The sequence below is a fragment of the Streptomyces sp. NPDC029466 genome (genome assembly GCF_055574515.1).
The window spans coordinates 1-21,008 of record NZ_JBVHZH010000028.1; the positions used below are offsets into that span (position 1 = coordinate 1).

20 protein-coding genes are annotated in these 21,008 nt (G+C 70.7%); 6 read left to right on the forward strand and 14 right to left on the reverse strand.

Annotation, left to right across the window (positions count from 1 at the left end):
* Positions 1 to 125 precede the first annotated feature (125 nt).
* Positions 126 to 2,933 carry a UPF0182 family membrane protein gene (locus ACZ4XD_RS21480; RefSeq protein WP_468044324.1) on the reverse strand — a complete coding sequence of 936 codons (2,808 nt, stop codon included), beginning with the start codon at positions 2,931 to 2,933 and terminating at the stop codon, positions 126 to 128.
* A 214-nt stretch (positions 2,934 to 3,147) separates the two neighbouring features.
* On the opposite strand from ACZ4XD_RS21480, the gene ACZ4XD_RS21485 reads away from it, so the two are divergent.
* A complete protein-coding gene (locus ACZ4XD_RS21485) occupies positions 3,148 to 3,702 on the forward strand; it encodes a PPA1309 family protein (protein ID WP_468044326.1) in 555 nt (184 codons plus the stop codon).
* 66 nt (positions 3,703 to 3,768) lie between these two features.
* Here the strand turns inward: ACZ4XD_RS21485 and ACZ4XD_RS21490 are convergent, their stop codons facing one another.
* The 4 genes from ACZ4XD_RS21490 to ACZ4XD_RS21505 form a co-directional block, all read right to left on the reverse strand.
* Positions 3,769 to 4,866: a YlbL family protein gene (locus ACZ4XD_RS21490; RefSeq protein ID WP_468044328.1), complete on the reverse strand. Its 1,098-nt coding sequence runs from the start codon at positions 4,864 to 4,866 to the stop codon at positions 3,769 to 3,771.
* Between the two features lie 127 nt (positions 4,867 to 4,993).
* On the reverse strand, positions 4,994 to 5,176 hold the full coding sequence (locus ACZ4XD_RS21495) for a hypothetical protein (RefSeq protein ID WP_042148404.1): 183 nt from the start codon (positions 5,174 to 5,176) through the stop codon (positions 4,994 to 4,996).
* A gap of 277 nt (positions 5,177 to 5,453) precedes the next feature.
* Positions 5,454 to 5,933, reverse strand: a complete 480-nt coding sequence (locus tag ACZ4XD_RS21500) for a molybdenum cofactor biosynthesis protein MoaE (RefSeq protein ID WP_042148401.1) — start codon at positions 5,931 to 5,933, stop codon at positions 5,454 to 5,456.
* Positions 5,934 to 6,037: 104 nt separating this feature from the next.
* Positions 6,038 to 7,189: an SDR family oxidoreductase gene (locus tag ACZ4XD_RS21505; RefSeq protein WP_251084099.1), complete on the reverse strand. Its 1,152-nt coding sequence runs from the start codon at positions 7,187 to 7,189 to the stop codon at positions 6,038 to 6,040.
* 192 nt (positions 7,190 to 7,381) lie between these two features.
* Between ACZ4XD_RS21505 and ACZ4XD_RS21510 the strand changes: the two genes are divergently transcribed.
* Complete coding sequence (locus ACZ4XD_RS21510) at positions 7,382 to 8,845, forward strand: zinc-dependent metalloprotease (RefSeq protein WP_468044331.1); 1,464 nt, start codon at positions 7,382 to 7,384, stop codon at positions 8,843 to 8,845.
* Positions 8,842 to 9,372: an NUDIX hydrolase gene (locus tag ACZ4XD_RS21515; protein ID WP_468044333.1), complete on the forward strand. Its 531-nt coding sequence runs from the start codon at positions 8,842 to 8,844 to the stop codon at positions 9,370 to 9,372. Before ACZ4XD_RS21510 ends, ACZ4XD_RS21515 begins: the two co-directional genes overlap by 4 nt.
* A 78-nt stretch (positions 9,373 to 9,450) precedes the next feature.
* Here ACZ4XD_RS21515 and ACZ4XD_RS21520 read toward each other — a convergent pair whose 3' ends face one another.
* From ACZ4XD_RS21520 to ACZ4XD_RS21535, 4 genes are all read right to left on the reverse strand, one after another.
* Positions 9,451 to 10,209: an AIM24 family protein gene (locus ACZ4XD_RS21520; RefSeq protein ID WP_468044335.1), complete on the reverse strand. Its 759-nt coding sequence runs from the start codon at positions 10,207 to 10,209 to the stop codon at positions 9,451 to 9,453.
* Positions 10,210 to 10,229: 20 nt separating this feature from the next.
* The gene (locus ACZ4XD_RS21525; RefSeq protein ID WP_042148391.1) at positions 10,230 to 10,913 is read right to left on the reverse strand and encodes an AIM24 family protein; all 684 of its coding nucleotides are present in this window, start codon (positions 10,911 to 10,913) and stop codon (positions 10,230 to 10,232) included.
* A gap of 15 nt (positions 10,914 to 10,928) precedes the next feature.
* Entirely contained in the window at positions 10,929 to 12,632 is a 1,704-nt protein-coding gene (locus ACZ4XD_RS21530; protein ID WP_468044337.1) for a TerD family protein, read from the reverse strand.
* A gap of 114 nt (positions 12,633 to 12,746) precedes the next feature.
* The gene (locus ACZ4XD_RS21535) at positions 12,747 to 13,373 is read right to left on the reverse strand and encodes a M48 metallopeptidase family protein (protein ID WP_468044339.1); all 627 of its coding nucleotides are present in this window, start codon (positions 13,371 to 13,373) and stop codon (positions 12,747 to 12,749) included.
* Positions 13,374 to 13,557: 184 nt separating this feature from the next.
* Here ACZ4XD_RS21535 and ACZ4XD_RS21540 point away from each other — a divergent pair, with 184 nt between their 5' ends.
* A complete protein-coding gene (locus ACZ4XD_RS21540) occupies positions 13,558 to 14,706 on the forward strand; it encodes a ThiF family adenylyltransferase (RefSeq protein WP_468044341.1) in 1,149 nt (382 codons plus the stop codon).
* Positions 14,707 to 14,741: 35 nt separating this feature from the next.
* Complete coding sequence (locus ACZ4XD_RS21545; protein ID WP_468044343.1) at positions 14,742 to 16,169, forward strand: ABC1 kinase family protein; 1,428 nt, start codon at positions 14,742 to 14,744, stop codon at positions 16,167 to 16,169.
* A gap of 92 nt (positions 16,170 to 16,261) precedes the next feature.
* Here the strand turns inward: ACZ4XD_RS21545 and ACZ4XD_RS21550 are convergent, their stop codons facing one another.
* From ACZ4XD_RS21550 to ACZ4XD_RS21570, 5 genes are all read right to left on the reverse strand, one after another.
* Positions 16,262 to 16,459: a hypothetical protein gene (locus ACZ4XD_RS21550; protein WP_042148374.1), complete on the reverse strand. Its 198-nt coding sequence runs from the start codon at positions 16,457 to 16,459 to the stop codon at positions 16,262 to 16,264.
* 103 nt (positions 16,460 to 16,562) lie between these two features.
* A complete protein-coding gene (locus tag ACZ4XD_RS21555; protein ID WP_042148370.1) occupies positions 16,563 to 16,880 on the reverse strand; it encodes a hypothetical protein in 318 nt (105 codons plus the stop codon).
* Entirely contained in the window at positions 16,877 to 17,230 is a 354-nt protein-coding gene (locus tag ACZ4XD_RS21560; protein WP_026169602.1) for a WhiB family transcriptional regulator, read from the reverse strand. Before ACZ4XD_RS21560 ends, ACZ4XD_RS21555 begins: the two co-directional genes overlap by 4 nt.
* A 118-nt stretch (positions 17,231 to 17,348) precedes the next feature.
* On the reverse strand, positions 17,349 to 17,675 hold the full coding sequence (locus ACZ4XD_RS21565; RefSeq protein WP_042148367.1) for a hypothetical protein: 327 nt from the start codon (positions 17,673 to 17,675) through the stop codon (positions 17,349 to 17,351).
* 145 nt (positions 17,676 to 17,820) lie between these two features.
* Positions 17,821 to 20,121 carry an ATP-dependent DNA helicase UvrD2 gene (locus tag ACZ4XD_RS21570; protein ID WP_468044347.1) on the reverse strand — a complete coding sequence of 767 codons (2,301 nt, stop codon included), beginning with the start codon at positions 20,119 to 20,121 and terminating at the stop codon, positions 17,821 to 17,823.
* A gap of 420 nt (positions 20,122 to 20,541) precedes the next feature.
* Between ACZ4XD_RS21570 and ACZ4XD_RS21575 the strand changes: the two genes are divergently transcribed.
* Complete coding sequence (locus ACZ4XD_RS21575; protein ID WP_085923001.1) at positions 20,542 to 20,799, forward strand: mycoredoxin; 258 nt, start codon at positions 20,542 to 20,544, stop codon at positions 20,797 to 20,799.
* Positions 20,800 to 21,008 lie beyond the last annotated feature (209 nt).

Here is a 21,008-nt window from a genome sequence, read left to right on the forward strand (position 1 = left end):
CCTTCTTCCATCTCCCTCCCCTCCCCCCCCCCCCCTCCCCCCCCCCCCCCCCCCCCCCCCCCCCCCCCCCCCCCCCCCCCCCCCCCCCCCCCCCCCCCCCGGGCCCGGAGAGGCGGGCGGCCGGCTCAGCTGCCCGGCTTGCCGCCCTTCTCGGACGCCTTCGCCGCCCGGTCCAGCGCCGCCTTCAGCTTCTTCTGGGCCTCGCCGTAACCGGCCCAGTCGCCCGAGGTGCGCGCCTTCTCGCCCTCCTCGTAGGCCTTCTGCGCATCGGCGAGGGCCTGCTGCACCGTCTGGTCGGACGGTGGCTGCCCGGTGTCGCCGCCGCCCGGCGGCTGCTCCGTGCCCGTACTGGGCGCCTTCTTTCCGAAGACCACATCCAGCGCGTCCTTGAGGGAGTCCTCCAGAACGGGCTTGCTGTCGCCGTAGCTGACCAACACCTTCTTCAGAAGCGGGTAGTTCGTGTTGGCACCGCGCAGATACACCGGTTCGACATAGAGCAGTCCGCCGTCCAGCGGCACGGTCAGCAGATTGCCGTACTCGATCTCCGAGTCGCCGAACTTCTTGAGGATGTTCAGCTCATTGGCGATCACCGGATCGGAGTTGAACTTCGACTGCACCAGCTGCGGGCCGGGCACCGGCGTCTCCGACGGCAGCTTCAGCAACCTGATCTTGCCGTAGTCGCCGCTGGTCGCATTGGCGTCGACGGCCATGAACGCACCGAGGTTGTCGCGCTTGTTGGGCGTGAAGGTCGTCGTCAGCGAGAACGCGCGGTTCTTCTGGTCCGGCATCTTCATGCTCAGGTAGTACGGCGGCACCGCGTTGCCCGACTTGGTCGTCGGGTCGTTCGGGATCTGCCAGCGCTCGGAGCCGGTGTAGAAGGTGCCGGGGTCCGTGACGTGGTACGTGGTCAGCAGCTGGCGCTGCACCTTGAAGAGGTCCTGCGGGTAGCGCAGATGCTCCTTGAGCGCCGGGCTTATGGCGCTCTTCTTCTCGACCGAGCCGGGGAAGGACTTCATCCAGGTCTTGAGGACCGGGTCCTGCTCGTCCCACTGGTAGAGCTTCACCGAACCGTCGTAGGCATCCACCGTCGCCTTGACGGAGTTGCGGATGTAGTTGACCTGGTTCTGCTGGGCCACCACCGCCCGCTGGCCGTCGGTGAGCGAATCGGCCGTGCTGTCCCCGAGCGTGGTGCGCGAGGCGTACGGGTAGCCGTTGCTGGTGGTGTAGGCGTCCACGATCCACTTGATCCGGCCGTCGATGACCGCCGGATAGGCGTCGCCGTCGATGGTCAGCCAGGGGGCGACGGATTCGACGCGCTCCTTGGGCGTGCGGTTGTACAGGATCCGCGAGCCGTCGCCGATCGCGCCGGAGTAGAGGATCTGCGGCTCCCCGAACGCGACCGCGTACGCGGCACGGTTGACCGGGTTGCCGAGGTTGACGCCGCTCTTGCCCTGGTAGCTGTAGCTCTTCTCGCCGCTGTCGTCGGAGTAGTCCAGTTCCTTCTGCGGACCGCCGACGATGGAGTACTGCGAGGTCTTCTCGCCGTAGTAGACCCGCTGCTGGTATGTGCCGAGCTGTCCCTTGGCCGGCAGATCCGACTCCGTGTACTTCGGACCGCCGCCGTCGGCGGCCTCCGTCCCCTTGGCGGCGACCGCGCCGTAGCCGTGGGTGTACTTGAAGTGGTCGTTGATCCAGTTGCGCTCGGGGATACCGGCGATGTTCAGCTCACGCAGACCGATGACGGTGTCCTGCTCGGCGCCGTCCTTGTCCTTGTAGCGGTCGACGTCCAGGGTGGAGGGGAACTGGTAGTAGCCCCGCACCTGCTGCTGTTGCTGGAAGGCCGGCGAGACCACGTTCGGGTCGAGCAGCCGCATGCTGGCCGTGGTGTCGGCGTTGTCGCGCAGCCGCTGGCTGTCCGCCTTGCCGGTGAACTGATAGTCGCCCTTGTACGGCGTGACCTCGGAATCCTGGATGTCGTACGCGTCGCGGGTCGCCTTGATGTTCTGCTTGATGTACGGGGCTTCCTTGGCCTGCTCGTTCGGCTGGACCTGGAACTTCTGCACGATCGCCGGATACAGCCCGCCGATGAGGACCGCCGAGAGCACCATCAGGCCGAAGCCGATCACCGGCAGCTGCCAGGTCCGCCGCCAGAGGGTGGCGAAGAACAGCACCGCACAGATCGCCGCGATGAAGAACAGGATGGTCTTCGCCGGGAGATAGGCGTTGGCGTCGACATACCGCAGGCCCGTCCAGTTGTCGGCCGACTTCAGGCCGCTGGACTTCACCGCGAGGCCGTACCGGTCGAGCCAGTACGCGATCGCCTTGAGCGAGACGAAGATGCCCAGCAGCACCGACAGATGGCCGGTCGCCGCCGCCGTCGCCCGCGAACCGGGGCTGGTCAGCCGCAGCCCGCCGTAGAGGTAGTGCGTCAGCGCCGCGGCGACCAGACACAGCACCGCGCAGGCGAAGCCGAAGCTCAACAGGAAGCGGTACCAGGGCAGATCGAAGGCGTAGAACGCGACGTCCATCCCGAACTGCGGGTCCTTCTTGCCGAAGGGGACGCCGTTGACCCACTGGAGCCAGGTGCGCCACTCACCGGAGGCGGAGGCACCGGCGATCAGCCCGATCACCGCCGTGATCGCGATCAGCGCCCACTTCTTGAACGGCGCGATGCTCATCCGGTAGCGGTCCAGGCTCTGCTGCTCCATGGACATCGCGCTCAGCGGCGGCCGCAGCCGGTGCGCCAGCCAGATGTTGACGCCGACGGCCACGGCCATCACCACGCCGAAGGCGAAGAACAGACCGATCTTGGTCAGCAGGGTGGTCGTGAAGACCGAGGAGTACTTGACCGATCGATACCAGAGCCAATCCGTCCAAAACCCTGCAAACATCACGAAGAGCATGGCCAGGACGGCCAGCACACCCAATGTCATGAGCAGGGTCCGGATCCGCCGCGATGGTCGGCCGACTCTGATCCGTGGCCCTGTCGGGCCTCCGCCGCGGTCCGGCATCTGGAAAGCCAAGGTGCGCACCTCGAAGTTCGCTGTCGTGTGGAGCAGGCCCGGCGATAGTAGGACCCACCGATGCAACTTACGAAGGCTTTACTCAGTTCCCGCTTTCCGGGGTACACAAGGCACGATGTTGAGCATGACCAACCTCCCCGTTGACGGCACCCCCCTCGCCGCCGACCCCCTGACCCGCGCGGTACTCGAGATCGACGAGTACAGCGCCGGGCTCGGCTGGGATCAGCCGGCCCGACTGTTCGCCCTCGTCGACACCGCCAAGCTGCGGGCGCAGGAGCCCTCGCTCGCCGCCCAGCTCGGTATCGACGACTCCACCACCACGTCCCTGACCCCCGTGGAGCAGGACGAGATCCCGGCGGGCGTCCCGCTGGACGAGTTCCTGGCCACCATCGCCTGGCCGGAGGCCGTCACCGGCTGTGCGCTGACCGTGGAGCGGCTGATGCTGCCGCCGTCCGCCGAGGACTCCGAGCCCGCGGGCATGGACGAGGCGCAGCTCGCCAAGTGGGTCGCCGAGCACCCGGACCGCCAGGAGGTCCGGATGACGGTGGCCGTGCTGCGGGACGGCCGCCGTGAGTCGGCACTGCGGCTGCGCGAGAAGGACTCCACGTCCGAGGTCCTCACCGGCTCGGCACTGGTGCCGGGCCTCGCGGAAGCGCTGGCCGCGACCTTCGAGGCCTGACCACGGCCCTTCGGGCCCCGGGGCGGACGGCGCACGTCCGGCTTCCGGGGCCTGGGGCGGGTCGCCCTAGGACCGGCCTGCCGGGCCGCAGCTCGGCAGCCCGGCGGCGTCGCCCTTGCGGATCTTTTCCAGCGCCTTGACGGCGTCGCCTATGGTGCCGACCTTGACCAGGGTCAGCCCCTTCGGGGTGTCCTTGGCCGCCGCGGCGCAGTTCTCCTTGGGCGTCAGGAAGAACTCCGCGCCCTTGTCGCGCGCACCGACCGTCTTCATCGCGATGCCACCGATCGGGCCGACCTTGCCCTTGTCGTCGATGGTGCCCGTACCGGCCACGAATTTGCCGCCGGTCATGTCCCCGGGCGTGAGCTTGTCGACGATGCCGAGCGCGAACATCAGCCCGGCACTCGGGCCGCCGACATCGGCCAGCTTGACGTCGATGGGGAACGGGAAGGTGTGGTCCACACCGGCCTGAATGCCCACGATGGCGCGGCCGTCGTCCGCCTTCTGCGTGCTGATCGTGATCTGCTTCGCGCCGGTCACGGCCTTCTTGCCCTGCTTCTCCGCCGCCGCGGCCTCCTTGGCGGGGATGATCGTGAAGACGACCTTCTCGCCCGGCTTGTGCCGGGTGACGAGCTTGGCGACGTCGCCGGTCTGCTTGACCGCCGTGCCGTCCACGGCCTTGATCACATCGCCCGCGTGCAGCCGGCCGTCGGCTGGCTTGTCCTTGACGACGGAGCCGACGACGGTCTGGGCGGCGACCGGGAGGTGCAGCTGCTTGAGGGCGGCGGCCTTGGCGCTCTCCTGGGACTGGCTGAACTCCTCGGCGTTCTCCTGGTCGGCCTGCTCGGCCGTCTGCCCCTCGGGGTAGAGCGTCTTGTGCGGCACCACGGCGTTGTCGTGGCCGAGCCAGCCGTACACCGCCTCGAAGAGGTTCATGCGGTAGTCGGGGCCGGTGACGCGGACGGTGGTCATGTTGAGATGACCCGTCGTCGGATAGGTCTTGCGCTGGGAGATCTGGAGCACCGGCTCGCCGTCGTGATCACCAAGAGTGTTGACCGTGGGCCCCGGAGACATCTCGGAGTACGGCACGGGGATCAGCACCCCTGCGCAGAGCAGCGCGATCAACATCAGGATCGAGGCGAGCAGCGTCGCGGTGCGGCGTGGCATGGAACGACAGTACGGGACGGGTATGACAACCGGCCCGCGGGGCCATCCGTACGGGGCCCGGCGCCCGCCCGCAGAAAAGCGCCACCCCGGAGGGTGGCGCTTGCTTCCGAAGAGAAACGGCGAAGGCTCAGACCGGATCCGAGGCGGGCTCGGAAACGGAATGCTCCTTTTCCATGGCATCCCGGAACCGGGCATAGCCCGCGAGTTCTGCCACGTCCCCGGTCTTGCGATTCCGCATGGTCCAGCTGCTCCACACCGCGGCAATCAGCCCGGCGCCGACCGGAATCAGCAACCAGAGGAGCGCACCCATCAGCGACCTCCCAACCCCTTGTACAACCGCGATCGACGAATAAGCAGATTAACCATCTGCTGGCTCAACGCTCATGCCAGGGGGCGGGTTACGCAACCGGAACACATGGCACCGGTTCGGCCTCACGTTCGGAGTTCACCGTCCCGTGACTCCGGACCAACGCCCCCGCCCCGTCTGTTGTGTCGACTGCCCGGAGAACGCGCGATTACGCACCCGAAAAACGGGTGATGCGCCGGCCCTCCCGCCCGTTACCCGGCCTCCGTCCCCGAAGACGGCGCTAAGCGCCCACCCATTCCTCGGTCCCGTCGGAAAACACCTGGTGCTTCCAGATCGGTACCTCGTGCTTGAGGTCGTCGATCAGTTTGCGGCAGGCCTCGAACGCCTCGCCCCGGTGCGGGCAGGAGACCGCGACGACCACGGCCAGATCGCCGATGCGCAGATCGCCCACCCGGTGGACGGCGGCCAGCGCACGGACGGGGAAGTCGGCGGTCACCTTCTCGGCGATCCGGCGCATCTCCGCCTCGGCCGTCGGATGCGCGGAGTAGCCCAGGCCCTCGACGTCGGCGCCGTTGTCGTGCGAGCGGACCGTGCCCACGAACAGGGCCGTGCCGCCGGCCGCCGTGTCTCCCACGGCCGCGAACACCTCGTCCACGGAGAGCGGGGTGTCGCGGATCTCCAGGAGCCGGATCGGGTCCGCCGCGGCCCGCTCACCGGGGTGGTCGCGGCCGGGGGACGAAGGGGAGGGCGTGCCAGACATGCCCCCATCGTGCCGCAACCGGGGGCGCCGCGGGAATGGCCGTTTCCGCCGGTCGTCCGGGCCGCCGTATGGAGACTCCTCCAGCCCGGCGGCCCCGGTGCGGCTCAGATGCGGCGGCGGGCCTTACGGGCGCGCCGCACCAGTGCGGCGGTGCCCAGGAGGGCGACGGTGGCACCGGCGGCACCCGCGGCCGTGGCGTCCTTGCGGCCGAGCCGGCGGCCGGCGACGGTGTGCCGTCCGGCGACCTCTTCCAGGAGCTCGGCCAGCACCTCCTCGTTCGTCCAGCGGGGCCGCCAGCCCGCGTCGTGCAGCCGGCTGCCGCTGACCACCCACGGGTGCATCGTGTACGCGAGGTCCCCGGCGGGCGACGGGGTCAGGCCGATCCGGTGCAGCCGGGCCGCGGCGCCCAGGGCCACCGAGGACGGCAGCTCCATGCGACGGATGCCGGACAGCTCCTCGACCTCCTCCTGCTCCAGCCAGCCGTCGCAGCCCACCGCCAGCTCACCGTCGACCTTCTCCAGCGCGGCGTGCTCCAGGGCGCTGACCAGGTCCTCGACATGGCAGAACTGCCAGGCGGGGCGGGATCCGGCGACGACCAGGAGGCGGGGCGATTCGAAGTAGCGGGTCAGCGCGGTGTCGGTGCCGCCCACCAGGACGGCGGGGCGCAGCACGGTCACGTTCAGGCCGGGGTGGGCGCGGGGCGCGCGGTGCGCCAGGTGCTCGATCTCCAGCAGGTCGCCGACACCGGTGGCGTCCGCGGTGGCGCGCAGCTCGGCGTCCTCGGCCAGGGGCACATCGTTGTCGGGCAGCGCCCCGTAGACCATGGCGGAGGTGCAGAGCACCACCCGGTGGACGCCGGCGGCCGCGGCGGCGGTGAGCACGGTCTGGGTGCCGCGCACGTTGTAGGCGGTGCGGGCCGCGGCGTCGGTCTCCAGGTCGAGGTCGAGCGCCAGGTGGACGACGACATCCGCACCGCGCAGTTTGTCGGCGATGGCGGGGTCCCGGACGTCGAGGACATGCCAGTGTGCCTCGGCGACGTCGCCGCGCCGCTCATCGATGGCCACCACCTCCTTGACCTCGTCGGATGCGACCAGGGCGCGGGTCAGCAGCGCCCCGACCCCGGACGCGGCTCCGGTGACGGCGACGACGGGCCGGCGCAGCGGCCGGTCCGTGGTGCCGTCTGCGCCGTTTCCTGCCTTCTCGGTCTGTGCCGCAGCGTTTCGCGCTGCGCGAACGGTCGGATCTGGGGAACTCACCGGGCGTCTCCAGCGGTTGTCTTCAGTGCGAACGTGTGGTCATGCGTACGCACCAGGTGGCGTCCATCCTGCCGCAGCCACCGGGACAGCGAAGCACCGAGCCCCGAAGCGGTCCGGGTGTCTACGCTGGAGGTGATGTCGGGCAGCCGCCGTCGGCCACCTGGTCGGCGGCCCTACGAGCCGAGGAAACCCGTGAGTGACACCCCATTTGGATTCGGCCTTCCGCCGGAGGAGCCGGAGGACGGCGACAACGGCAAGAAGAAGGGCGGCCAGGGAGGTAGCCAGGGCCCCGCGGACCCCTTCGGGTTCGGCGGCGGGAGCGGCGGCGCGGACAATCCGTTCGCGGCGCTCTTCGGCGGCATGGGCGGCCCCGGTGGCGAGATGAACCCTGGAGACCTGGGAGCCGCCTTCCAGAAGCTCGGGCAGATGCTCTCCTACGAGGGCGGCCCGGTGAACTGGGACATGGCCAAGGACATCGCGCGGCAGACCGTCGCGCAGGGCGCCGAGGACGGCAGCAAGGACGCGAGCCTGTCGCCGGGTGAGCGCAGCGCGGTCGAGGAGGCCGTGCGGCTGGCGGACCTGTGGCTGGACGGTGTGACGTCGCTGCCGTCGGGTTCCGGCTCGGTGGTGGCCTGGAGCCGCGCCGAATGGGTCGAGGAGACCCTCCCGGTGTGGAAGGACCTGGTCAACCCGCTCGCCGAGCGCGTCGGGGCGGCCATGGGCGATGTGCTGCCCGGGGAGATGCAGGCCATGGCGGGCCCGCTGCTCGGGATGATGCGCTCCATGGGCGGCGCGATGTTCGGCACCCAGATCGGCCAGGCGCTGGGCGTACTGGCCGGCGAGGTCGTCGGTTCGACGGACATCGGGCTGCCTCTGGGCCCGGCCGGCAAGGCGGCGCTGCTGCCGGGGAACATCACCACGTTCGGCGCGGGCCTGGGCGTCCCGGAAGAGGAAGTGCGGCTGTATCTGGCGCTGCGCGAGGCCGCCCACCAGCGGCTCTTCGCCCATGTGCCGTGGCTGCGCTCGCATCTGTTCGGTGCCGTCGAGGGCTATGCGCGCGGGATCAAGGTCGACACGACCAAGCTGGAGGACGTGGTCGGCCAGATCGATCCGCAGCACCCCGAGGAGCTCCAGAACGCCCTTCAGCAGGGCATGTTCCAGCCCGAGGACACCCCGGAGCAGAAGGCGGCACTGGCCCGTCTGGAGACCGCGCTGGCGCTCGTCGAGGGCTGGGTGGACGCGGTGGTGCACGCCGCCGCCAAGCCGCATCTGCCGTCGGCGGACAAGCTCCGGGAGACGCTGCGGCGGCGCCGGGCGAGCGGTGGCCCCGCCGAGCAGACGTTCTCGACGCTGATCGGTCTCCAGCTGCGTCCGCGGCGGCTGCGGGACGCCTCGCGGCTGTGGGCGTCGCTGACGGACGCGCGGGGCCTGGAGGGCCGCGACGGCCTGTGGGAGCACCCGGACATGCTGCCGACGGCGGCCGATCTGGACGACCCGGACGGGTTCGTGCACCACGAGCAGCCGGACTTCTCCGAGCTCGACAAGATGCTCGGCGAGGCCGCGAGTGGCGGCAAGCCGGATCTGGGCAAGCCCGCCCGGGAGAGCGACGGCCCGGACGAGACCCCCGGCGAGAGCAAGGGCGACGGCGACAAGTGAGTCTGCACGAGGACGCGGCGCGGGTGCTCAAGGAGTGGCCCGCGCCGGCCCCCGACCAGGAACAGCTGCGGCTGACGTATCTGGATCACCTCGCCGCCCATCAGGACGGCATGTGGAAGCCCTGCAAGGACGGGCACCTCACGGCCAGCGCGCTGGTGATCGATCCGGCCGGCGGGCGGGTGCTGCTCACGCTGCACCGCAAGCTGAAGATGTGGCTCCAGATGGGCGGCCACTGCGAGCCGGAGGACGCCTCGCTGGCCGATGCGGCCCTGCGGGAGGCGCGTGAGGAGTCCGGGATCGCGCAGGGGCTGACGCTGCTGCCCGGCGGCCCGGTGCGGCTGGACCGTCATCACACGCCCTGCGCCTGGCATTTGGACGTGCAGTATGCGGCGCTGGCGCCCGCGGGCGCGGTGGCGGAGATCAGCGACGAGTCGCTGGACCTGCGGTGGTTCGCGTACGACGAGGTGCCCGGCGTCGCCGATGCGTCGGTGGCGCGCCTGGTGGAGCGCACCCGCGCGCTGCTCTAGACAGCAGCACACACCTTCCGGCGCCCGTCCCTTCCCGGGGGCGGGCGCCGGAGGTGTGGCAGCGCTAAGCCGGCGGGCTCAGTTGGTGAAGATGTTGCCCTGGTTCTGTCCCCGGGCGCCCTGCTGGCCCATGCCGAACTGGGCGGCCACACCGGAGCCGATGACGGCGTTCTGCGGCGGCAGCAGCTCGCTGGGCTGGACCAGTGCGTAGCCCTGGCCGAGGAAGCTCAGTTCCCAGCCCTCCCCGGTGTTGCCGCGCCGGCGGAACACTCCCGAGGAGTGCGTCTGCGCCTGCATCTGGACACGCAGCGAAGCGGACCAGGCGACCACCGCGTCGGCGTCGGCGTTGACGTACTTGTCCGGCGTGACCTGCAACATCAGCGGCTGGCCGGAGGTCATCAGGGCGACCTTGCCCCGTCCGGAGATGTTGAGCTGGTACTTGCCGGTGCCGGAGATGCCGTACTGGCTGTCGACGGAGACGACCTCCCAGTGGAGGCCGGAGTCCAGCGCGAGGACGTAGCTGCTGTCGACGGTCAGGCCGTCGTGGTCGACGTCGACGACATGGACGTACTGGCCGAGGTTGGCCAGATAGACCGTGCCCTGCCCGGAGACGCGCATCAGATCGAGGCCCTCACCGGAGTGCGCGCGGGTCCGGTGCTGGCCCGGCGTCTGGTAGTTGCCGTCGAATTCGAGCAGCCCCTGATAGGCGACCATCGTGCCCTTACGGGCGAGCACGTCCTCGTGGCCCTGGAGGGCGACGCGCAGCAGCTGGCTGTTCTGCAGGGCGTAGCGGTCCTGGGTCTGTGCCTCGGTGAAGGCGAAAAGCGGACTCTGCATGGCGTGTTCGGTCCTCCCCCTCAGCCCCGGGCCCGGAGCCGGTCGGTGCTGTCCTCGCTGGGCTGGACGACGACGAAACCCTGGCCGGAGAAGCCCAGTTGGTACGCCTCGCCGCTGCCGCGCCCGATCATCGAGGACGCCTTGAAGCTGCGCTTGCCCTTCATCTTCAGATGGGTCGACCAGGCGACGAGGGCGTCCGGGTCCACATAGGTCTCGTCCTCGCCGCGGCCGCAGTCGACGACGACGGGCGTGCCCCGGGAGGTCAGGGCGACCCAGCCGGTGCCCGAGATCTGGACGTTGAAGAGTCCCTGGCCGGCGAACTTCGCCATGCCCTTGACCCGCTGGACGCCCCACTGGAGATGGGCGTCGAGAGCGAGGAGGTTGGTGCCGTTGACGGAGAGCGCGTCGTCGTTGAGGTTGATGCAGACGACGTCGGCGCCGTAGTCGGCGAGGTAGAGCAGACCGTCGCCGGAGCACTTCATCAGGGGCGCACCTTCGCCGGTGAGCCACTGGGAGGCCATCTGGCGCACGGCCGGCGGGTTCGGCTCGTACTGGACGAAGCCTTCGTAGGCGACCATCGAGCCGGTGCGTGCGAAGACGTCCTGGCCGCTCTGCATGGCGATCTTCACCATGGCGCTGCCGTGGTTCTCCATACGGGCGGCGGGCGGGGTCGGGACATAGCCCGACAGCTGCTGCTGGTTCATGACGTGCGGGCTCCCTCAGACCTCGTAGGGCTGGACGACGATGAAGTTGCCGGGCGCGCCGCGGAACTGGAGGTTCACGGTCTCGCCGGAGTGGCCCGGGTAGGCGTGCCGGCGCAGGCTCACCTGGCTGGAAATGATCACCTGCGAGGCGGCGGACCAGGCCACGATGGCGTTGGCGTCGGCGAAGGTGGTCGGGGTGACCGGCAGGACGACCGGGGTGCCCTGGGTCTTGACGACGAGGGTGCCGGTCCCCTGGAACTGCATGGTGAACAGGGCGCCACCGGGGATGCCGTGGCCCTCGATACGGCGGACCTCGTGCTGAAGCGACTCGTCGAAGGCGAGGACCGCCTCGGCGGACACACAGATGGCGTCGCCCTGGAGCTCGATGGGGTGCACATGGGCGCTGTTCTCCGCGAAGAAGACCTGGCCCTGGCCGGTGCAGCGCATCAGCTGCATTTCCTGGCCGGTGGCGTTGCCGACGATCCGGCCGCGGAAGCCGGCGCCCTTGTAGCCGAAGTCGACCTTGCCCTGGTAGAGCACCATGCTGCCCTGCCGGGCGAGCACCGGCTGGCCGTCGACGCCGAGGTCGACGCGGATCAGCCTGCTGTTCTGCGGGGTCCAGCGCAGGCCCGTGGGGGCTTCTTTGTACTTGTCCAGTACGACGCCGAGGCCGGGGCCGCCGCCCTGGGGCACGGCCGGTGTCTGGGCGCCCGCGTACGGGGCGCCCGGGGGCTGCTGTCCCGGCTGGCCGTACGGGGCGGGCCGGCCCTGCGGGGCGCCGTATCCGCCGGGTGGCGGCGCGGGCTGCCCGTAGGGAGGTGCCTGCGGGGCCGGCTGGCCGGGGTAGCCGCCGGGTGCGGGCTGCGGCGGGCCGTACGGGTCCTGACCGGGCGCCGGCTGGCCGTACGGGGCGGGCGGCTGCTGGCCGGGCACCCCGGGCGGCGGGGCCAGTGGCGCGGCGAGCGTGGGCGCGCTGTGGACCTGCGGCGCGGTGGGCTGCGGGGGCTGTGGTGCGGCCGGGGGTGCTTCCTGCGGCGCGCCCTGGGGCGGGCCGAACTCGGGCGCGGGCTGCGGGGCGGAGGGCGCGGCGGGCACCCCGAAGGACGGGGCGGGGGCGGCCGGCCCGGACGGTGGGGCGAAGCCCGGCACGTCCGGTGCCGTGGCGGTCGGCTCGGGCTGCGCCTCGGCCTCCTCGGCGACCTCGCCGCCGAAGTTCTTCAGCAGCGCTTCGAGGCCGCCGTCGAAGCCCTGGCCGACGGCGGCGAACCGCCAGACGTCCTTGAGGTAGAAGTCGCCGAGCATGACGGCGCGTTCGGTGCTGAACTCGCCGCCGTTGAAGGAGTAGCGGGCGACCTCTTCGCCGCCGGCCACGATCCGGAGGTAGCCGGGGCCGATCTGCGAGACCTGGCCGGCACCGTCGAGCGCGGCGGTGAAGGAGAGCTTCTGGATGTGCGGCGGGATCTTGTCCAGGGTGACCCGGAAGGACTCGCTGTCACCGGCCTGCGCGCCGAGCAGCTGGATCGACTCCTCGGGCGACTTGGGCTGGTTGAAGAAGACGAAGTACCGGTCGTCGGAGAGCCGCTCGTCGGCGTCCAGGCCGAAGCAGCTGATGTCGAAGGACAGGCCGGGTCCGGCGATCTGCACACCGACATACAGATCCGTTCCCGCCGTCAGATCACTGATTTTGGCCTTGTGGCCCCGCTGGAATTCCCTGGCCATACGTAACGCCCGTCCCCCGCTCCTGCCGTGACTTCCTCTGCGCGGCCAGGCTAACCGCTGGCGCCGACAGCGGGCGATGCCGGGGCGCGACGGATCTCGTCCGGCTGCGCGCCCTCATTCCCCGCGGGCGACGGGCAGATGGGGCAGCCGGTCCGCCGCGACCACCCCTTCGAGATAGCCGCGGGCCCGTTCCGTACGGGCGTAGGACTCCAGCAGGCTCCAGAACCGGGGGCCGTGGCCGGGGACGAGCAGATGCGCGAGCTCGTGCAGCAGGACGTAGTCGATGACGTACTCCGGCATGCCCTGGAGGCGGTGCGAAAGACGGATGCTGCCCTCGGCCGGGGTGCACGAGCCCCAGCGGGTGTTCTGGTTGGTCACCCAGCGCACCGAGGCGGGGCGGGCCCGGCCGTCCAGGTACTGACCGGACAGCCGCTCGGCGCGCTCGGCCAGCTCGCCGTCGCCCAGCATCCGCTTGCTCTCCTGGGCGGCGAGCTTGTCCAGCATGACGGTGACCCAGCGCCGCTCCTCCGCCTCGGACATACGGGCCGGAATCAGGACGACCGTGCGGTCACCCTCGCGGTAAGCGGAGACCGTTCTGCGCCGTCGTGAACTGCGGCGCACCTCGACGGCGCTGGTGCCCGATCCGCGGGCCAGGGGGTTGGGGGCGGCACCGCGCGAGGCGTCAGCGGCGCGGCGCAGAGGGGTTTCCCCGGAGCCGTGGGCGGAAGGGTCGGCGGGCACGCGCCCGACGTTACCCGCTGGCGCGGCGGGAAGTCCCGCCCCGCGGACGGTTCGCCATCGAACCACTCCATGGCGTGCACCGCTTGTACGACCATTGCCCACCGCCTGTGGATAACTTCCGCACCGATCCGCCGCGGGGCGCATGCTGAGAGCCGGACGACGAAGAAAAAGGACGGGGGCGGAGATGAGGCATCCGATGCTCAAGCCCGCGCTGCGGCGCGGATGGCGGGACCGGGAGACGGTGCGGTTCGGGGTGGCGCCGGCGCATGCGATGGTGGTTGGCCCGGTCGATACGGCGACCGGCAGTTTCCTCGCACTGATCGACGGCACCCGCACCATGCGGCAACTGGTCGAGGAGGCCGCTTTACTGGACCTCCCGCCCGAGCATGTGCGGGGTGTCGTGGACCGGCTCGGCGCCGCCGGGCTGCTGGAATCCCCCACCGAGGGCGGCCCGGCGGCCGAAGCGGTCCGATCGGACCACACCGCCTTCGAACAGCTGCGGCCTGACCTGGCGTCCCTCTCGGTGCGGCATCCGGAACCGGCGGGCGCGCTGGGCCGGATGGGAGCGCGCCGGGCGGTCCGGGCCCGGGTCAAGGGGTCGGGGCGGGTCGGTGCCGCGATCGCGGCGCTGCTCTCGGCCTCGGGCATCGGCCGGGTGGAGGTGTTCGACGGCGGCACGGTCCAGCCGTGGGACGTCCTGCCCGGCGGGCTGCCGGCCGAGCGGATCGGCGAGCGGCGGCGCTCCGCCGCGCAACGGCTGGTCCACCAGTCCTCCCCCTGGAGCCGTACCCCACGGCCGAGGGTTCCGGTCAGCGAATCCGGCGAACCCGGACTGTCGCTGGTGGTGCTGGCCCCGCGGGACGGGCTCGGCGCATACGCCCCCGACCCCGTGTTGTCCGAGCCGTTGCTCATCGCGGGAATCCCGCATCTTTACGCGGGGGTGATCGAGGGCACGGGTGTGGTGGGTCCGTTGGTGCTGCCCGGCGGTTCGGCCTGTGTCCGCTGCGACGAGCTGCGTCGTACGGACGCGGAGCCGGCCTGGCCGCGGTTGCTTGCGCAGTGGCGGTCGGGACGTGCCGCACCCGCGGTTCCGGCCTGCGATGCCGCGTTGGCAACAACGGTCGCGGGGATCGCCGCCGTCCAGGCGCTGGCGTTCCTCGATGGCGAACTGCCGCCGTGCACAGGTGCGCGGATGGAGCTCGCGGCGCCGTGTGCGAGCGTGCGCACGGTGCGGATCGAGCCGCATCCGGACTGCGGCTGTGGCGCTGCCGCTTCACCGGCTGCGGCAGGCGCCTCGGATCCGCAGCCCGAACACGCCACAATGACGGAGTAACCCCGGTAGGGGGACAGTGTGAGTTGGAGGGGCGCATGTCTGATCTTCCCCGCAAGGCGGTCACCCGCACCGCCAAGCTGGCCGCGCTGCCACTGGGGTTCGCCGGCCGCGCCACCTGGGGCCTGGGCAAGCGGATCGGCGGCAGATCCGCCGAGATCGTCGGCCGCGAGCTGCAACAGCGCACCGCGGAACAGCTCTTCAAGGTGCTCGGGGAGCTGAAGGGCGGGGCGATGAAGTTCGGGCAGGCGCTGTCCGTCTTCGAGTCGGCACTGCCCGAGGAGGTCGCCGGCCCGTACCGCGCCGCTCTGACGAAACTCCAGGAAGCGGCGCCACCGATGCCGACGAGCACGGTGCATGCGGTGCTGGCGGAGCAGCTCGGCGAGGACTGGCAGGAGCTGTTCGAGGAGTTCGAGGACAAGCCGGCCGCGGCGGCCTCGATCGGGCAGGTGCACCGGGGGGTGTGGCACGACGGCCGTGAGGTGGCCGTCAAGGTGCAGTATCCGGGGGCCGGTCAGGCGCTGTTGTCTGATCTGTCGCAGCTGAGCAGGTTCGCCCGGCTGCTGGGGCCGCTGGTTCCGGGCATGGACATCAAGCCGCTGATCACCGAGCTGCGCGACCGGGTGTCGGAGGAGCTGGACTACTCCCTGGAGGCGGAGGCCCAACGGGCCCATGCCGAGGAGTTCGCCGACGACCCGGATGTGGTGGTGCCGGCCGTGGTCCACCAGTGCGACCAGGTGCTGGTGACGGAGTGGATGGCGGGGCTGCCGCTGTCCGAGGTGATCGCGGACGGCACCGACGAACAGCGGGACCGGGCCGGCCAGCTCCTGGCGCGCTTCCTCTTCTCCGGCCCCGCCCGTACGGGCCTGCTGCACGCCGACCCGCACCCGGGCAACTTCCGGCTGCTGGCCGGGGACCACCCGGACGGACCGGTCGAGGAGTGGCGGCTGGGGGTGCTGGACTTCGGCACCGTCGACCGGCTCCCCGACGGACTGCCGCCGACGATCGGTACGTCACTGCGGATGACGCTGGACGGCGAGGCGGACGCGGTCTACCAGCTGCTGTGCGAGGAGGGCTTCGTCAAGGAGTCCATCGAGCTGGATCCGGACGCGGTGCTGGAGTATCTGCTGCCGATCATCGAACCCGCGCAGGTGGACGAGTTCACCTTCACCCGGGGCTGGATGCGCCGGCAGGCGGCCCGGGTCGGTGACCCGCGCTCGCCCGCCCACCAGTTGGGCAAACAGCTCAACCTGCCGCCCGCGTACCTGTTGATCCACCGGGTGACCTTGAGCACGATCGGGGTGCTGTGCCAGTTGGGGGCGACGGTACGGCTGCGTGACGAACTCGAGGCGTGGATGCCCGGTTTTGTACCCGAGGAGGAGCCGGCCGGCTCGGAGCTCACCGGCTTCGACACCGTCATCGGCGCGGACATCAGCGAGGAGGCCGTCGAAGGGTCCACCGCCTGAGCCCGCCCGCCGGGTCGCCCCGCCTCGGCCGCCCGCTCCGCCGGCGGAGCGGGCACGGCGGCCCGGTGCCCCGGCCTCCGCGACGAGGCGCCTCACCACCAGGTCGAATCCAGGCGTCCTTCGATGGCCCGGAGGTTCTCCCGCGCGCAGTCGTCGCAGAAGTAGCGGCGCTCACCGTTCTCGACGGAGCAGGTCCAGGTCGGCGGGGTGCCCTCGGCCACCGCACCGCAGCCGGCGCACACCGTGTTCCCGTCGGCCAACTCCGCCTGTTCATGCGTCTTCTGGTCCACCGTCCGACGATATCCCCGCCCACCGCAGGAAGCGGGATATAACGCACCACGGGGCCCGCCCTGTCGGACGGACCCCGTAGGTGGCGGTATCAGCGCACCGCCGTTACTGCATCACGGCCATGGCCAGCGCACGGCGGGCACGCAGCGACGCGCGCTCGGCGCGCCGCTGCATACGCCGCGCGGCGGCGAGCCGATGAGCCCTGCGTTCCGATTCGGCCTCCCGCAGCCGTTCGTGCATATGGGCACGAGCCAGGGCTTCTGGGATGAGTTGCATGGCGTGGTTCCTGTTCTGACGCGACTCGATCACGTCGGTGTTCACGGGGACGGGTGTGTCGGTGAAGGTGGGGTTCATCGTGAGGTCCTGCTTCTGGGGATCCCGTGTGAGGGGACGATCGATCGTTCCTGTGCCGATGGTGTTCATGCCGCGACCGGGTTCTTGCGCGGACGGCCACGCGGCCGCTTCCGCGGCACGACAACGCCCTGGACGAAGAGCTCGCCACCCCAGACGCCCCACGGCTCACGGCGGTCCTTGGCACCGGCAAGGCAGGCCTCGCGGACCGGGCAGGTCTGGCACAGCGTCTTGGCGTACTCGACGTCGGCCGGGGACTCGGCGAAGAAGACCTCCGGGTCGTAGGTCCGGCACGGAACGGCAGCGCCGAGGCGGTCGATCTCGTCGTCGAGCTCGGTGAGGGGCAGCAAGGAGTTCTCCTGGGGGTCGGGCGGAGGGATCAGGTCGGTTGCTACGGACGGGGTGTGCGTCTGGAGTTGCACGGTGGTGTGTTCCTCGTCTGTTCGGCCCGGCTGGTGGCGGGCGCTTGGGCAAACAAAAGGGCCGCGGATCCCGGTGTGGGTTCCGCGGCCCTGGAAGGTGCCGACCTGATCGCGCCGATCAGGCTGGATCTCTCCAGGGTTCGAGGCCGCGGTAGGCCCACATTTCATGCTTCGTCTGGTACTGCTGCCGGGATTCGGCACCGTTGGCCGCCGCGAAGGCAAAGGCATTCGCCGATGCCGCCACTACGGCTGCCGCAGGTGCCTCGGTCGGTCGCGCGGTGCGCTCACTGCGCGTCAGCACAGCGAGGGACTCGGGGCGCGCGACCTCGGTACCGGACAGGCGGCCGAAGCCGGACAGACCGGTGCCAGGGAGCGAGGAGCCGAGCGTGCAGGTGGCGACGACCGAGAGATCGGTCATTTTGTTGGTCTCGATGATGCTGATCACTGGTCTCGCCTCCTCTCGGCGTCTCGGTGGACCGGGAATCCCGTTCCAGGGTGTTCAAGTACAGCACGGATCCATCGGATCTCGGAAAGAAACCGTTGTCTCCGTTGCTTCTGAAGGCTATGGGGCGGTGCTCCGCGGGCGCAAACTATTTTTTCGACGAGTTTTCCGCGGCGCCTTCGGGCCCCTCCTCAGCGACCCCCGCGAGCTCCTCGCCGGCACAGATCGCCAGCACATCACTGCCGTAGCGGTCGAACTTCCGCCGCCCCACTCCTGAGATGACCGCAAGCTCCGATTCGGTTCCCGGAACGGCCTCCGCGATCGCCATCAGTGTCTTGTCGGTGAAGACGCAGTACGCGGGCTGCCGGGAGCGCGCGGCCTGCTCGGCCCGCCAGTCGCACAGCCGCTCGTAGAGCGCCTCGTCCAGCTCCGAAGGGCAGTCCTCACACCGCATCAGCTTCATCTCGCCCGGGTCCGTGAGCGTCCTGTTGCAGACCCGGCAGCGGGCCGGGCTGCGCTGCTTGGTGCGCCGAGCCACCGGCACCGCCCCGTCGCCACGCTCGACGCCCCCTGGGGCCGCGCCCGGTGTGCGGCGGCCCGCCACCGCCCCGGAGCCCGGCCGCAGGCCGCTCAGGAACCGGCTGGGGCGGCGGGAGGCCCGCCCGCCCGGAGAGCGCGCCAGCGACCAGGACAGTCCCAGATGGAGCCGGGCGCGGGTGACGCCGACATACAGCAGCCGGCGCTCCTCCTCTATCTGCTCGTCGGTCTTGGCGTAGGTGATCGGCATCATGCCTTCGGTGAGACCGACCAGGAAGACGGCCTCCCACTCCAGGCCCTTGGCGGCGTGCAGGGACGCGAGGGTCACGCCTTCGACCGTCGGGGCGTGCTGCGCGTTGGCCCGCTCGTCCAGCTCGGCGACGAGGTCGGCGAGGGTGGCCGTGGGCCGGGCCCGGGCGAAGTCCTCGGCGAGCCGCACCAGAGCGGCCAGGGACTCCCAGCGGTCCCGCACCGCCCCGGAACCGGCCGGCGGCCGGCTGGTCCATCCCATGTCGCTGAGCACCGCCCGCACCTCGGACGGCAGGTCCAGCGCGTCGTCGAGCAGCGCGTCATTGCCCCCGAAACGGGCGGCGCCCCGCAGCTTGACGCCCGCCTCGCGCACCTCCGGCCGTTCGAAGAACCGCTCGGCGCCCCGCAGCTGATACGGCACCCCGGCATCGGCCAGCGCCTGCTCGTAGACCTCGGACTGGGCGTTGATACGGAACAGGACGGCGATCTCCCCGGCGGACACCCCGGAAGCGATCAGGTCGCGGATACGACGGGCGGTGCCCTCGGCCTCGGCGGGCTCGTCGGCGTACTCCGTGTAGACGGGCTCGGGGCCCGCGTCCCGCTGCGAGATCAGCTCCAGGCGGTGCTCGGCGGCCCGCCCCCGGGCCTGGGAGAGCAGGCCGTTGGCGAGGTGCACGACCTGGGGGCTGGAGCGGTAGTCGCGGACGAGCTTGACGACCGTCGCGTTCGGGTGGCGGCTGCGGAAGTTGAGGAGGTGGTCGGGGGTGGCGCCGGTGAAGCTGTAGATCGTCTGGCTGGCGTCGCCGACCACGCAGAGGTTGTCGCGGTCCCCCAGCCACAGCTCCAGCAGCCGCTGCTGGAGCGGGCTGACGTCCTGGTACTCGTCGACGACGAAGTGCTGGTACTGCGCACGGACCTGCTCGGCGATGTCGTGCCGGTCCTGGAGGACACCGACCGTGAGCAGCAGCACGTCCTCGAAGTCGATGGTGCCCCGGTCGCGCTTGAGCTGTTCGTACGTGCCGTAGATCTGCCCGACCTCGGCCGGGTCGCGCGGGGCCTCCCGGCCGGCCTTGGCGACCGCCGCCGGATAGTCGGCCGGGACGGTCTGGGTGACCTTGGACCACTCGATCTCCGCCGTGACATCGCGCAGCTCATTGCGGTCGAGCCGGATGCGGCAGCGGGCGGCGGCCTCGGCGACGAGCTGGATCTTGCGCTCCAGCAGCCGCGGGACCTCCCCGCCGACGGCCTTCGGCCAGAAGAACTGGAGCTGCCGCAGCGCCGCGGAGTGGAACGTCCTGGCCTGGACGCCGCCCGCGCCGAGCTGACGCAGCCGGCCGCGCATCTCGCCGGCCGCGCGGGCCGTGAACGTGACGGCGAGCACACTCGCGGGCTGGAGAATCCCGGCCCGGACCCCGTACGCGATCCGGTGGGTGATCGCGCGGGTCTTGCCCGTACCGGCACCGGCCAGCACACACACCGGACCGTGCAGAGCCGTCGCGACCTCGCGCTGCTCGGGGTCGAGCCCGTCCAGCACCCCGTCGGCCGAATCAGGCACCTGCGGGAAAAGAGAGGAGTCCGTTGCTGCTGTCACCCCGCCATGCTGCCAGGTCCTCCGGGACGCCCGGGACAGCTGTCCACAGGCGCGGGGGCCGGTCGTACGCATGGCGACCGCTGTGGACAAGGGAGGGTGCGGGGGCGCGGGGGGTGGTTTGCTGGTTTCGGTCGTCGGGGGCGGCGGGCGGATTTCGGTGCTCGGAGGCGCCGGTTAGAAGCGGCGGTCGGAGGCGGATGAGGGTGGGCGCGCGGGGCTCGTAGATGTGGTGCCGAAGTGGTGCCGGGCTGGGGCTGGGCTGGGGCTGGGCTGGGCTGGGCTGGGCTGGGCTGGGACAGTTTTGCGGGGCGGCTTTGGTCGGTGGGGGTTGGGGTGGGGAGGGGCGGGGGCGGGCCCCCCGGGGGGAAAGCACCCGAGGCCATTCCGGGCGCCGGGAATGGCTGAGGGGGGATGTGCGTTGAGTTGCTTGGCCGCGCCGGGTACGGATGCGGGTGGTATTGGATCAAGACTTAGTGAAGGAGCGCAGGACGCATGGCGGGCACTGTGACGATGTACAGCACGACCTGGTGTGGCTACTGCCGTCGGCTGAAGGGCCAGATGGACCGCGAGGGCATCGCCTACACCGAGATCAACATCGAGCACGACCCGGAGTCCGCGGCGTTCGTGGAGAAGGCGAACGGCGGCAACCAGACGGTTCCCACCGTTCGGGTCGTCCCCACCCAGGGGGACGCCGAGGTCGTCATGACCAACCCGAGCCTTGCTCAGGTGAAGCAGGCGCTCGGCGTCTGACCAGCAGAGGTCGCAGCCCTCGTCCGACGTTCTTCGGCGAGGGCCTCGCCTTGCTCTGAGCCGGTCAGCGATACGGCCGCTGGTCGGTGAGCGACGTTGCCACCCCCATGAAGACGCCGAAGAGCTGAAGAGCCGAAGAGCCGGAAGAGCTGCCGCATCCGCATCCCAGGGCATCCCCCACCAGGCGCGACCGGCCCCGTAGACCGGCC